This is a genomic window from Variovorax sp. GW821-FHT10B04 (assembly GCF_059415645.1).
On the sequence record NZ_JBWKNQ010000004.1, the window covers coordinates 299032 to 314294 of the forward strand.

The following is a 15263-nucleotide window of genomic DNA, read 5'->3' on the forward strand; positions in this document are numbered from 1 at the left end:
TCAAAGGGTGATATCCACGACCGGCTGTGCGCGCAGGGCGACAGCCAGTTGCTCCGTTTCGGTGGCCGACTGGCTGGCGTGGAAGGCGATCTGCTCACTGAAGAGCAGCCCGCCGACCTCGGCCGCCGGAAGGATCGCGGCGCGCAGCGATGGCACCGCCGTGCGCTGGGGCTGCGGTTGCGGCGGTGCAGGCGTGCGCTCGTTGCCGATGCGCGGATCGTTCGAGGCGTCGCCCGGCGGCGTCGAGCCCGGGCCCGCGGCACCGTCGGGCCGGTCCGCCGTGTCGCCGGCCAGCACCTGCTGGCCCGACTGGGTCGCATCGAAGATGCGCACGTCGCCCTGCCGGGAGAACATCGCGCGGATCGGGTCGAGCATCACGAAGCGGCGCTGCAGGCTTTCGACCATGTCGACGATCGGCGTGCTGCTGTCCAGGCGCGGCGTGCCGTTCAGCGAGCGCATGGCGTCGAGCGCGGTCCGCAGCGGCTCCCTGCCTTCCAGGAACTGGATGCCGTAGAGCGGACGGATCGCGTTGACCGCTTCGTCGATGTGCAGCGGCACCTCGATCGGCTTGAGTTCGTAGGCCTTGTAGCCCCACTCGGTGCGGATGTCCCAGCCCGCCGGCCAGTCGGGCTCGCCGATCGCCAGCAACTGGCCGACGTCGGCCGATGCGGGCGCCTCGGCCGGCGGCGCGGGTGGCTCGGGCGGTTCAGGCGGCTGCACTGCGGGCGACACGCTCAGGCTCACCGTGCCCGTCGCCGCCGCGCCATCGCGATCGACCGCGGTGTACGAGAAGCTCGGCGTGCCCGAGAAGCCCGGCTGCGGCGCGAAGCTCAACGTGCCGTCGGCATTGAGCGTGACCGTGCCGCCGGTCACCGCCACCGAGCCACCGACGGCGATCGGCACGCCGTTGATGTCGCGGATGGTCAGCGGACCGCCTTCGGGGTCGCTGTCGTTGGCGAGAACGTCGATCACCACGGTCGCGCCGTTCGCGGAGACCGCCATGTCGGGCCGCACCACCGGCGCGTCGTTCACAGCCGCGATGTCGATCGTGACGGTGTTCGGTGTGGCGTCGAACGCGCCGGCCGAGTCCTGCACCGAGAAGGTGAAGCTCGCATAGCCCGTGCCGTTGGCGTCCGCTGCAGGCACGAAACTCAACCGGCCCGCCGCGATGTCGGCTGCCGAGACGACCTGGCCCTGCACGACCGCCACGCCGTTCAGCAGCAGCGTGCCCTGGCTCGGCAGCGTGTCGATGCGCACGCTGGCCAGCGTCTGGCCGGTGTCGGCGTCCGCGAATGCAAAGTCGTTGAGGCCCAGCGTGAGCGGCGTGTCTTCGGTGCCGCTCAGCCTGACGTCGACGCTGTCGGGTGGCGTGTTGGCGCCGACGTTGACCGTCAACGTCGCCGTCGCCACGCCGCCATGGCCATCGCTCACCGTGTAGGTGATCACGACCGCGCCGCTCACGTTGGCGGCCGGCGTGAAATTCAGCGTGCCATCCGCGTTGACCGTGACCGTGCCCTGCGCGGGATCGTTCAGCGTGGCGCCGGTCACGGTCAGCGGGTCGCCGTCCACGTCGCTGTCGTTCGCCAGCACCGGGATGTTCGTCAGCGGCGTGTTGATCGGCGTGCTGGCCGTGTCGTTGCCGGCCACCGGCGCATCGTTCACCGCCGCGATGTCGATCGTGACGGTGTTCGGCGTGCTGTCGAACGCACCGCCCGAGTCCTGCACGGAGAAGGTGAAGCTGGCGTAGCCCGTGCCGTTGCCGTTGGCTGCAGGCACGAAGCTCAACCGGCCCGCCGCGATGTCCGCCGCCGAGACCACCTGGCCTTGCGCGACCGCCACGCCGTTGAGCAGCAGCGTGCCTCGGCCCGGCAAGGTGTCGATGCGCACGTTCGCCAAGATCTGGCCGTTGTCGGCATCGACGAAGTCGAAGGCTGCGGTCGTCAGCACGACCGGCGTGTCTTCGGTTCCCTGCACCGTCACGTCGGCGCTGTCCGGCGGCGTGTTCGCGCCGACATTGACCGTCAGCGTGGCAGTGTCCGTGCCGCCGTGGCCATCGCTCACCGTGTACGTGATGACCACCGGGCCGCTCACGTTCGTGGCGGGCGTGAAGTTCAGCGTGCCGTTCGGGTTGATCGTGACCGTGCCCTGCGTCGGATCGTTCAGCGTGGCGCCCGTCACCGTCAGCGCGTCACCGTCCACGTCGCTGTCGTTCGCCAGCACCGCGATGTTCAGGAGCGGCGTGTTGACAGGCGTGCTGGCGATGTCGTCGCCGGCCACCGGTGCGTCGTTGACCGCGCCGACGTTGACCGTCACCGTGGCCGTGGAGAAGCCACCCTGGCCGTCGCTCACCGTGTACGTGAAGCTGGCCGAGCCGTTGTAATCGGCGTTCGGCGTGAAGACCACGTTGCCGCCGGCCAGGCTCACCGTGCCGTTGACCGCGTCCTGCACGCTGATCAACGCCAGGGTGTCGCCGTCGACGTCGCTGTCGTTTGCCAGCAGCGCCGTCGCCGGGATCGTCAGCGGCGTGTCCTCGGCGGCGCTGAAGGTGTCCGGGCCGCCCACCGGCGCGTCGTTGACGGCCGCGATGTCGAAGGCGATCGTGTTCGGCGTGGCGTCGAACGCGCCACCCGAATCCTGCACCGAGAAGGTGAAGCTGGCGTAACCCGTGCCGTTGCCATCCGCACCCGGCACGAAGCTCAGCCGGCCCGCTGCGATGTCCGCGCGGGAGATCACCTGCCCCGCCGTGACGGCCGAGCCATTGAGCAGCAGCGTGCCATTGGCCGGCAGCGTGTCGACGCGCACGTTCGCCAAAGTCTGGCCGGCATCGGCATCGCTGAAACCGAAGTCCGCGACGTTCAGCGTCAGCGGCGTGTCTTCGGTTCCGCTCAGCGTGATGTCCGTGCTTTCAGGTGGCGTGTTGGTGCCGACGTTGACGATCAGGGTCGCCGTATCGGTACCGCCATGGCCGTCGCTCACCGTGTAGGTGATGACCACCGGGCCGCTCACGTTGGCAGCGGGGGTGAAGTTCAGCGTGCCATCGGCGTTGATCGTGACCGTGCCTTGCGCCGGGTCGTTCAAGGTCGCGGTCGTCACGGTCAGCGTGTCGCCATCGACGTCGCTGTCGTTCGCCATCACCGCGATGCTGGTCAGCGGCGTGTTGATCAGCGTGCTGGCAATGTCGTCGCCGGCGACTGGCGCATCGTTGACCGCGCCGACGTTGACAGTCACCGTCGCCGTGGAGAAGCCGCCCTGGCCGTCGCTGACGGTGTACGTGAAGCTGGCGGGGCCGTTGTAGTTCGCGTTCGGCGTGAAGACGACATTGCCACCCACCAAGCTGACCGCGCCATTGACGCCGTCCTGCACGCCGACCACCGTCAGCGCGTCGCCGTCGACATCGCTGTCGTTCGCCAGCAGCGCAGAGACCGAGATGCTCAGCGGCGTGTCCTCGACCGCGCTGAGCGTGTCGGGGTTCGCTACCGGCGCATCGTTGACGGCGGTGATGTCGAAGGTGAGCGTGTTCGGCGTGATGTCGAACGCGCCGCCCGAGTCCTGCACCGAGAAGGTGAAGCTGGCGTAACCCGTGCCATTGCCGTCCGCTCCCGGCACGAAGCTCAACCGGCCCGCTCCGATGTCCGCTGCCGAGACGACCTGGCCTGCCATGACGGCCGAACCGTTGAACAACAGCGTGCCGTTGGCAGGCAAGGTGTCGATGCGCACATTGGCCAGCGTCTGGCCCATGTCCGCATCGGCGAACGCGAAGTTCGACGGATTCAGGACGATCGGTGTGTCTTCCGTTCCTGTGACGGTCGCATCGACGCTGTCCGGTGGCGTGTTGGCGCCGACACTCACCGTCAAGGTCGCGGTCGCCGTGCCGCCACGGCCATCGCCGATCGTGTAAATGATCACGACCGGGCCTGCGACGTTGTTGGCCGGCGTGAAGTTGAGCGTGCCGTCTGCATTGATGGTCACCACGCCTTGCATCGGATCGTTCAGCGTGGCCGCGGTCACCGTCAGCATGTCGCCATCGACATCGCTGTCGTTCGCCAGTACAGCGATGTTGGTCAGCGGCGTGTTGATCGGCGTCGTTGCCAGATCGTTGGTCGCGATCGGCGCGTCGTTCACTGCGGCGACATTGACCGTCACGGTCGCGGTGGATGTGCCGCCTTGCCCATCGCTCACCGTGTAGCTGAAGCTGGCAGGGCCGTTGTAGTTGGTCGCCGGTGTGAACACCACGCTGCCGTTGAACAGCGTGACCGTGCCGTTGACGGCGTCCTGCACGCTGATGACCGTCAGTGTGTTGCCATCAGCATCTGTGTCGTTGCCCAGCAGCGTGCCGACAGGGATCGTCAGTGCCACGTCTTCGCTGGCGTTGACGATATCCGGCACAGCCAACGGCGCGTCGTTGACGGCCGCGATGTTGAAGGTGATCGTGTTCGGTGTTCCATCGAACGCGCCACCGGAATCCTGCACCGAGAAGCTGAAGCTCGCGTACGCCGGTCCGTTGCCATTCGCTGCCGGCACGAAGCTCAGCAGACCCTCCTGGATGTCGCTCGCCGAGATCACCTGGCCTGCAGAGACCGCAATGCCACCGAGCAGCAACGTGCCGTTGGCTGGCAGCGTATCGACGCGCACGTTCGCCAGCGTCTGGCCGCTGTCCGAATCGGTGAACGCGAAATCGCCCGTGGTGAGCGTCAGCGCCGTGTCTTCTGTGCCGTTCAACGTGATATCCGCACTTGCAGGTGGCGTGTTGGCGCCGACGTTGACCGTCAACGTCGCCGTGTCCGTGCCGCCGTGGCCATCGCTCACCGTGTAGGTAATGACGACCGGGCCGCTCACGTTGGTGGCGGGCGTGAAGTTCAGCGTGCCGTCGGCGTTGACCGTCACCGCACCCTGTGTCGGATCGTTCAGCGTCGCACCCGTCACGGTCAACGTGTCGCCATCGACATCGCTGTCGTTCGCAAGCACCGCGATGCCATTCAGCGGCGTGTTGATCGGCGTGCTCGCGATGTCGTCGCTGGCCACCGGCGCGTCGTTCACCGCGCTGACGTTGATCGTCACGGTCACCGTGGACGTTCCACCCTGGCCGTCGCTCACGGTGTAGCTGAAGCTGGCCGGGCCGTTGTAGTTCGCGTCCGGCGTGAACACCACATTGCCGCCGACCAGGGCGACCGTGCCATGGGTCGCGTCCTGCACGCTCGAGAGGGTCAACGTGTCGCCATCGGCATCGCTGTCGTTCGCCAGCAGTGTGGCGACCGGGATGCTCAACGGCGTGTCTTCGGTGGCGGCCACCGTGTCGGGGTTCGCCACCGGCGCGTCGTTGACGGCTGCGATGTCGAAGGTGATGGTGTTCGGCATGCTGTCGAACGCACCGCCCGAGTCCTGCACCGAGAAGGTGAAGCCGGCGTAACCCGTGCCATTGCCATTCGCACCCGGCACGAAGCTCAGGCGACCTGCATCGATGTCGGCCGACGACAGCACCTGGCCGGCCGTGACGGCTGCACCGTTGAGCAGCAGCGTGCCGTTGGCCGGCAGCGTGTCGATGCGCACGTTCGCCAAGACCTGGCCGGCGTCCGCGTCGCTGAAGGCGAAGTTCGCGCGGGTCAGCACGATCGGCGTGTCTTCGGTGCCGCCGATGGTCGTGTCCAGGCTGGTCGGTGGCGTGTTGGCGCCGACGTTCACCGTCAGCGTGGCGCTGTCGGTGCCGCCGTGGCCATCGCTCACCGTGTAGGTGATCTCGACCGGGCCGCTCACGTTGGCAGCGGGTGTGAAGTTCAGCGTGCCGTCGGCGTTGATCGTGACCGTACCTTGCGCCGGGTCGTTCAGCGTGGCACTGGTGACCGTCAAGGTGTCGCCATCGACGTCGCTGTCATTGGCCAGCACCGCGATGTTGGCCAGCGGTGTGTTGATCGGCGTGCTGGCGATGTCGTCGCCGGCGACTGGCACATCGTTGACTGCGCCGACGTTGACCGTCACCGTCGCCGTCGAGAAGCCGCCCTGGCCGTCGCTGACGGTGTACGTGAAGCTGGCGGGGCCGTTGTAGTTGGCGGCCGGCGTGAAGACGACATTGCCGCCAACCAGCGTCACCGTTCCGTTGACCGCGTCCTGCACGCTGACCACCGTCAACGGATCGCCGTCGATGTCCGTGTCATTGCCCAGCAAGGCGCCGGTGGCAATCGTCAGTGATGTGTCTTCAGTGGCGTTCACCGTGTCCGGCGATGCCGTCGGTGCATCGTTGGCCGCAGCCACGTTGACGGTCACGGTGACGGTCGACGTGCCACCTTGTCCGTCGCTTACCGTGTAGGTGAAGCTGGCAACGCCGTTGTAGTTGGCATTCGGTGTGAAGACGACATTGCCGCCCACCAGGCTCACCGTGCCGTTGGTCGCGTCCTGCACGCTGGTGATCGTCAGCGTGTCGCCATCCACATCCGTGTCATTGCCCAGCAGCGTCGCAGCCGAGACCGTCAGCGCGGTGTCCTCGACCGCGTTCAACGTATCCGGCGTGCCGACTGGTGCATCGTTGACCGCCGCGATGTCGAAGGTGATGGTGTTCGGTGTCGCGTCGAACGCACCGCCGGAGTCCTGCACCGAGAAGCCGAAGCGCGCATACGCCAAGCCATTGCCGTCTGCGCCGGGTACGAAGCTCAACCTGCCGGCACCGATGTCGGCGGCCGAGATCAGTTGGCCTTGCGCAACCGCGACGCCATTCAGCAACAGCGTGCCATTGGCCGGCAAGCTGTCGATGCGCACGTTCGCCAGGGTCTGTCCGTTGTCGGCGTCGACGAAATCGAAGGTTGCCGTGGTCAGCACGAGCTGCGTGTCTTCGGTGCCGCTCAGCGTGACGTCCGCGCTGTCCGGCGGTGTGTTCGTGCCGACATTGACGGTCAACGTGGCGGTGTCCGTGCCGCCGTGACCGTCGCTCACGGTATAGGTGATGAGTACCGGGCCGCTGACATTCGCTGCCGGTGTGAAGTTCAGCGTGCCATTGGGGTTGACCGTGACGGCGCCTTGCGTCGGATCATTCAGGGTCGCGCCCGTCACCGTCAGCACATCGCCGTCCACATCGCTGTCGTTCGCCAGCACCGCGATGCTGGTCAGCGGCGTGTTGATCGGTGTGCTCGCGATGTCGTCGCCGGCCACCGGCGCATCGTTGACTGCGCCGACGTTGACCGTCACCGTCGCCGTGGAGAAGCCGCCCTGGCCGTCGCTCACCGTGTACGTGAAGCTGGCCGGGCCGTTGTAGTCGGCGTTCGGCGTGAACACGACGTTGCCGCCCACCAGGCTCACCGTGCCGTTGGTTGCGTCCTGCACGCTGACGATCGTCAGCGGGTCGCCGTCGACGTCGCTGTCGTTCGCCAGCAGCGCCGCGGTCGGGATCGTCAGCGGCGTGTCCTCGACCGCGCTGAGCGTTTCGCCGTTCACTGCCGGCGCATCGTTGACCGCAGCGATGTCGATCGTGATGTTGTTCGGTGTCGCGTCGAACGCGCCGCCCGAATCCTGCACCGAGAAGCTGAAGCTCGCGTAGCCCGTGCCGTTGCCGTCAGCCGCCGGCGCGAAGACCAGCCGACCGGCGGTGATGTCGGAGACCGCGACGACCTGCCCCGCCGTGACGGCCGAGCCGTTGAACAACAGCGTGCCATTGGCCGGCAATGTATCGATGCGCACGTTCGCCAGGGTCTGGCCTGCATCGGCATCGCTGAAGCCGAAGTTCGCGACGCTCAGCGTCAACGGCGTGTCTTCGGTTCCGCTCAATCGCACGTCGACGCTTTCGGGCGGCGTGTTCGCGCCGACGTTCACCGTCAGCGTGGCGGTGTCGATGCCGCCGTGGCCGTCGCTCACCGTGTAGCTGATGACGACCGGGCCGCTCACGTTCGCGGCCGGCGTGAAGTTCAACGTGCCGTCGGCGTTGATGCTCACCGTGCCCTGCGTCGGATCGTTCAGCGTCGCGGCTGTCACGGTCAACGTATCGCCATCGACATCGCTGTCGTTGGCCAGCACCGGGATGTTGAGGAGCGGCGTGTTGATCGGTGTGGTCGCGACGTCGTCGCCGGCGACTGGCGCGTCGTTCACCGCGCTGACGTTGACCGTCACGGTGACCGTGGACGTTGCGCCCTGGCCATCGCTCACCGTGTACGTGAAGCTCGCCGGGCCGTTGTAGTTCGCGTTCGGCGTGAACACGACATTGCCACCCATCAGGCTCACCGTTCCGTTGACGCCGTCCTGCACGCTGACCACCGTCAGCAAGTCACCGTCGACATCGCTGTCATTCGCCAGCAGCGCAGAAGCCGGAATGGTCAGCGGCGTGTCTTCGGTGGCGGTCACCGTGTCGGGCGCCGCCACTGGCGCGTCGTTCACCGCCGTGATGTCGAAGGTGATCGTGTTCGGCGCCACGTCGAACGCGCCACCCGAATCCTGCACCGAGAAGGTGAAGCTGGCATAGCCCACACCATTGCCATCCGCGCCCGGCACGAAGCTCAGCCGGCCCGCGGCGATGTCCGCGCGGGAGATCACCTGCCCCGCCGTGACGGCCGCGCCATTGAACAGCAGCGTGCCGTTCACAGGCAGGCTGTCGATGCGCACGTTCGCCAGGGTCTGGCCCATGTCGGCATCGGCGAACGCGAAGTTCGACGGATTCAGCACGACCGGTGTGTCTTCCGTTCCCGTGACGGTCGCATCGACGCTGTCCGGTGGCGTGTTGGCGCCGACGTTGACTGTCAGCGTGGCGGTATCCGTGCCGCCGTGGCCATCGCTCACCGTGTAGCTGATGACGACCGGACCACTGACGTTGCCGGCCGGCGTGAAGTTCAATGTGCCATCGGCGTTGACTGTCACCGTGCCTTGCGTCGGATCCACCGTGGCGCTGGTCACGCTCAACGTGTCGCCATCGACATCGCTGTCGTTCGCCAGCACCGGGATGTTGAGGAGCGGCGTGTTGATCGGTGTTGTCGCGATGTCATCGTTCGCTACCGGCGCGTCGTTCACCGCCGCGACATTGACCGTCACCGTCGCAGTCGACGTACCGCCTTGACCATCGCTGACCGTGTACGTGAAGCTAACGGGGCCGTTGTAGTTGGCAGCCGGCGTGAACACCACGCTGCCGTTGAACAGCGTGACCGTGCCGTTGACGGCATCCTGCACGCTGATGATGGTCAGCGGATTGCCATCCACGTCGCTGTCGTTGCCCAGCAGCGTGCCGACGGGGATCGTCAGTGCCACGTCTTCGCTGGCATTGACGGTGTCCGGCGCAGCCACCGGCGCGTCGTTGACTGCGGCGATGTTGAAGGTGATGGTGTTGGGCACCGTGTCGAACGCACCACCCGAGTCCTGCACCGAGAAGCTGAAGCTCCCGTACGCCGGCCCGTTGCCATTCGCTGCCGGCACGAAGCTCAGCAGGCCACTTTGGATGTCGGCTGCCGAAACCACCTGGCCCGCGGTCACGGCATTGCCACCGAGCAGCAACGTTCCGTTCGCTGGCAAGGTATCGATGCGCACGTTCGCCAGCGTCTGCCCGCTGTCCGCATCGGTGAACGCGAAGTCGCCCACGCTGAGCGTGACCGGCGTGTCTTCCGTTCCGCTCAGGGTCGCATCGGCACTGGTCGGCGGCGTGTTCGCGCCGACGTTGACCGTCAGCGTGGCGGTATCCGTGCCGCCGTGGCCGTCGCTCACCGTGTAGCTGATGACGACCGGGCCGCTCACGTTGGTGGCGGGCGTGAAGTTCAGCGTGCCGTCGGCGTTGATGCTCACTGCGCCCTGCGTCGGATCGTTCAACGTCGCCGCTGTCACGGTCAACGTGTCACCATCGACATCGCTGTCGTTCGCGAGCACCGCGATGTTGAGAAGCGGCGTGTTGATGGCCGTGCTGGCAATGTCGTCGCCGGCGGCTGGCGCGTCGTTCACCGCCGCGACGTTGACCGTCACGGTTACCGTGGACGTGCCACCCTGGCCGTCGCTGACGGTGTACGTGAAGCTGGCGGGGCCGTTGTAGTTGGCGGCCGGCGTGAAGACCACGTCGCCGTTGACCAACGTCACTGTGCCGTGGGTCGCGTCCTGCACGCTGACGATCGTGAGCGTGTCGCCATCCACGTCGCTGTCGTTCGCCAACAGCGTGGCGGCGGGGATGGCCAGCGGCACGTCCTCCGTCGCTGACACGGCATCGGGATTGGCGACCGGTGCATCGTTGACCGGTGCGATGTCGAAGGTGATGGTGTTCGGCGTCGCGTCGAACGCACCGCCAGAGTCCTGCACCGAGAAGCTGAAGCGCGCATACGCCACGCCATTGCCGTCGGTGTCAGGCACGAAGCTCAGGTTGCCGGCAGTGATGTCGGCTGCCGAGATGACCTGGCCTGCACTCACCGCCACGCCGTTCAACAGCAGCGAACCGTTCGCGGGCAGCGTGTCGATGCGCACGTTCGCGAACGTCTGGCCGGCGTCCGCATCGCTGAAGGCGAAGTTCGCCGTCGTCAGCGTGACGGGCGTGTCTTCGGTGCCGGCAATCGTCGCGTCCAGGCTCGTCGGTGGCGTGTTGGCGCCGACGTTCACCGTCAGCGTCGCGCTGTCGGTGCCGCCGTGGCCATCGCTCACCGTGTAAGTGATGACGACAGGGCCGCTCACATTCGCGGCCGGCGTGAAGTTCAGCGTGCCATCGGCGTTGATGGCGATGCTGCCCTGCGTCGGATCGTTCAGCGTCGCGCTGGTGACCGTCAATGTGTCGCCATCGACGTCGCTGTCGTTGGCCAGCACTGCGATGTCGGTCAGCGGTGTGTTAATCAGCGTCGTGGCGATGTCGTTGGTCGCCACCGGCGCGTCGTTGACGGCTGCCACGACGACATTCACCGTCGCAGTGGAGAAGCCGCCCTGGCCGTCGCTCACGGTGTATGTGAAGCTGGCAGGGCCGTTGTAGTTGGCGTTCGGCGTGAAGACCACGTTGCCGCCGATCAGGCTCACGGAGCCGTTCACCGCGTCCTGCACGCTGACCACCGTCAGCGGATCTCCATCGATGTCCGTGTCGTTACCCAGCAAGGTGCCGGTAGCGATCGTCAGCGCCGTGTCTTCGGTGGCGTTCACCGTGTCCGGCGATGCCGTCGGCGCATCGTTGGCCGCAGCCACGTTGACGGTCACGGTGACGGTCGACGTGCCTCCTTGTCCGTCGCTTACCGTGTAGGTGAAGCTGGCAACGCCGTTGTAGTTGGCATTCGGTGTGAAGACGACATTGCCGCCGACGAGGCTCACTGTGCCGTTGGTCGCATCCTGCACGCCGGTGATCGTCAGCGTGTCGCCATCCACATCCGTGTCGTTGGCCAGCAGCGTCGCAGCCGAGACCGTCAGCGCAGTGTCCTCGACCGCGTTCAGCGTATCCGGCGATCCGACCGGAGCGTCATTCACGGCGGCGATGTCGATGGTGACGGTATTCGACGTGCTGTCGAACGCACCACCCGAGTCCTGCACCGAGAAGGTGAAGCTCGCATACGCCAGGCCATTGCCGTCGGCGCCGGGTACGAAGCTCAGCTTGCCGGCACCGATGTCGGCGGCCGACACCAGCTGGCCTTGCGCAACAGCGACGCCGTTCAGCAGCAGCGTGCCATTGACCGGCAAGCTGTCGATGCGCACGTTCGCCAGGCTCTGGCCGGCATCCGTTTCGTTGAATGCGAAATCGCTCGCGCTCAACGTGAGTGGCGTGTCTTCCGTGCCGCTCAGCCGCACGTCCGCGCTGTCCGGCGGCGTGTTGGCGCCGACATTGACGGTCAGCGTGGCGGTGTCCGTGCCGCCGTGGCCATCGCTCACCGTGTACGTGATGACGACCGGGCCGCTCACGTTCGTGGCAGGCGTGAAGTTCAGCGTGCCGTTCGGGTTGACCGTGACCGTACCCTGCGTCGGATCGTTCAGCGTGGCGCCCGTCACCGTCAGCGCGTCACCGTCCACGTCGCTGTCATTCGCCAGCACCGGGATGTTGAGGAGCGGCGTGTTGACAGGTGTGCTGGCGATGTCGTCGCCGGCCACCGGTGTGTCGTTGACCGCACCCACGTTGACCGTCACCGTGGCCGTGGAGAAGCCACCCTGGCCGTCGCTCACCGTGTACGTGAAGCTGGCCGGGCCGTTGTAATCGGCGTTCGGCGTGAAGACCACGTTGCCGCCCACCAGACTCACCGAGCCGTTCACCGCGTCCTGCACGCTGGTGATGGTCAACGTGTCGCCATCGACATCGCTGTCGTTCGCCAGCAGCGACGCGACCGGGATGCTCAGCGGCGTGTCCTCGACCGCGCTGAGCGCGTCGCCGTTCGCAACCGGCGCATCGTTGACGGCGGCGATGTCGAAGGTGATGGTGTTCGGTGTCGCGTCGAAGGCTCCACCCGAATCCTGCACGGAAAAGGTGAAGCTCGCATAGCCCGCCCCATTGCCGTCGGTCGCCGGGACAAAGCTCAACCTGCCGGCATCGATGTCGGCCGACGAGATGACCTGCCCGGCGGTGACGGCAGCGCCGTTCAACAGCAGCGTGCCATTGGCTGGCAGCGTGTCGATGCGCACGTTCGCCAAGACCTGGCCGGCATCCGCGTCGCTGAAGGCGAAGTTCGCGCGGGTCAGCACGACCGCCGTGTCTTCGGTGCCATTGATCGTGGTGTCGATGCTGTCCGGCGGCGTGTTGGCGCCGACGTTGACGGTCAGCGTCGCCGTGTCGATGCCGCCATGGCCATCGCTCACCGTGTAGGTGATGACGACCGGCCCGCTCACGTTCGTGGCGGGCGTGAAGTTCAGCGTGCCATCCGCGTTGATCGACACCGTGCCTTGCGTCGGGTCGTTCAAGGTCGCGGTCGTCACGGTCAGCGTGTCGCCATCGACATCGCCGTCGTTCGCCAGCACCGCGATGCTGGTCAGCGGCGTGTTGATCGGCGTACTGGCGATGTCGTCGCCGGCGACGGGCGCATCGTTGACTGCGCCGACGTTGACCGTCACCGTCGCCGTGGAGAAACCGCCTTGGCCGTCGCTCACCGTGTACGTGAAGCTCGCCGGGCCGTTGTAGTTCGCGTTCGGCGTGAAGACGACGTTGCCGCCCACCAAGGCGATCGAGCCGTTCGTCGCGTCCTGCACGCTGACGAGGGTCAACGTGTCGCCGTCGACATCGCTGTCGTTCGCCAGCAGCGCCGTCACGGGAATCGTGAGCGACACATCTTCAGTGGCGGTCACCGTGTCGGCGTTCGCGGCCGGCGCGTCGTTGACGGCGGTGATGTCGAAGGTGAGCGTGTTCGGCGTGGTGTCGAACGCGCCGCCAGAGTCCTGTACCGAGAAGCTGAAGCTGGCATAGCCCGCGCCGTTGCCATTCGCGCCCGGCACGAAGCTCAGCCGACCCGCCGCGATGTCCGCTGCCGAGACGACCTGGCCTGCCGCGACGGCCGAGCCATTGAACAGCAGCGTGCCGTTGGCAGGCAAGGTGTCGATGCGCACGTTGGCCAACGTCTGGCCCGTGTCCGCATCGGCGAACGCGAAGTTCGACGGGTTCAGGACGATCGGTGTGTCTTCGGTGCCGGAAATCGTCGCGTCGACGCTGTCCGGCGGCGTGTTGGCGCCGACGTTGACTGTCAGCGTCGCCGTGGAGGTTGCACCCTGGCCGTCGCTCACCGTGTAGGTGATCACGACCGGGCCGCTCACGTTCGTGCCTGGCGTGAAGTTGAGCGTGCCGTCTGCGTTGATGGTCACCACGCCTTGCGTCGGATCGTTCAGCGCGGCCGTGGTCACCGTCAGCGTGTCGCCATCGACATCGCTGTCGTTCGCCAGCACCGGGATGCTCGTCAGCGGCGTGTTGATCGGCGTCGTTGCCAGATCGTTGGTCGCGATCGGCGCGTCGTTCACCGCCGCAACATTGACCATCACGGTCGCGGTGGATGTGCCGCCTTGCCCATCGCTCACCGTGTAGCTGAAGCTGGCGGGGCCGTTGTAGTTGGCCGCTGGCGTGAACACCACGCTGCCGTTGAACAGCGTGACCGTGCCGTTCGTTGCGTCCTGCACGCTGATGATGGTCAGCAGATTGCCATCCACGTCGCTGTCATTGCCCAGCAACGTGCCGACCGGGATCGTCAGCGCCACGTCTTCGCTGGCGCTGACGGTGTCCGGCGCGGCCACCGGCGCGTCGTTGACGGCGGCGATGTTGAAGGTGATCGTGTTCGGCACCGTGTCGAACGCACCGCCCGAGTCCTGCACCGAGAACGTGAAGCTCGCGTACGCCGGTCCGTTGCCATTCGCGGCCGGCACGAAGCTCAGCAGACCCGCCTGGATATCGCTCGCCGAGATCACCTGGCCTGCAGAGACTGCAACGCCATCGAGCAGCAACGTTCCGTGCGCTGGCAAGGTATCGACGCGCACGTTCGCCAGCGTCTGGCCGCTGTCCGCGTCGGTGAACGCGAAGTCCGCCACCGTCAAGGTGACCGGTGTGTCCTCCGTTCCGCTCAGGGTCGCATCGGCACTGGTCGGCGGCGTGTTGGCACCCACATTGACGGTCAGCGTGGCGGTGGATGTGCCCCCATGGCCGTCGCTCACCGTATAGACGATCGCCACCGGGCCGCTCACGTTGGCAGCGGGCGTGAAGTTCAGCGTGCCGTCCGCGTTCACCGTCACCGCACCTTGAGTCGAGTCGTTCAACGTTGCACTCGCGACAGTCAGCGCGTCACCGTCCACATCGCTGTCGTTCGCCAGCACCGGAATGTTGAGGAGCGGCGTGTTGATCGGTGTCGTCGCCAGGTCGTCGCCGGCCACCGGCGCGTCGTTCACCGTCGCGACGTTGACCGTCACGGTCACCGTGGACGTTCCGCCCTGCCCGTCGCTTACCGTGTAGCTGAAGCTCGCAGGGCCGTTGTAGTTGGCGTTCGGCGTGAACACCACGTTGCCGCCGATCAGGCTCACTGAGCCGTTCACCGCGTCCTGCACGCTGGCGATAGTCAGCGGATTGCCGTCGACATCGACGTCGTTCGCCAGCAGCGTTGCAGCAGGAATCGTGAGCGTGGTGTCTTCCGTCGCTGCCACGGTGTCCGGGTTCGCCACTGGTGCGTCATTGACCGCAGCGATGTCGAAGGTGATGGTGTTGGGCGCCGCGTCGAACGCGCCACCCGAGTCCTGCACCGAGAAGTCGAAGCTCGCGTAAGCCGTGCCGTTGCCATCCGCAGCGGGCGCGAAGACCAGCCGGCCGGCGCTGATGTCGGTGGCCGAGACGATCTGCCCCGCCGTGACGGCCGAACCATTGAGCAGCAGCGTGCCATTGGCAGGCAGCGTGTCGATGCGCA

General features: G+C 66.6%; 1 protein-coding gene (running past one end of the window). It reads right to left on the reverse strand.

Annotation, left to right across the window (positions count from 1 at the left end; translation table 11 throughout):
* A protein-coding gene (locus tag AC07PZ_RS12685; protein WP_495295695.1) for an Ig-like domain-containing protein crosses the window boundary here: on the reverse strand, positions 1–15263 show its 3' end. The gene runs 21040 nt beyond the window's last position; 15263 of the gene's 36303 nt are visible here — the last part of the coding sequence; its start codon lies beyond the right edge, outside the window — the gene reads right to left on this strand; it ends in the stop codon at positions 1–3.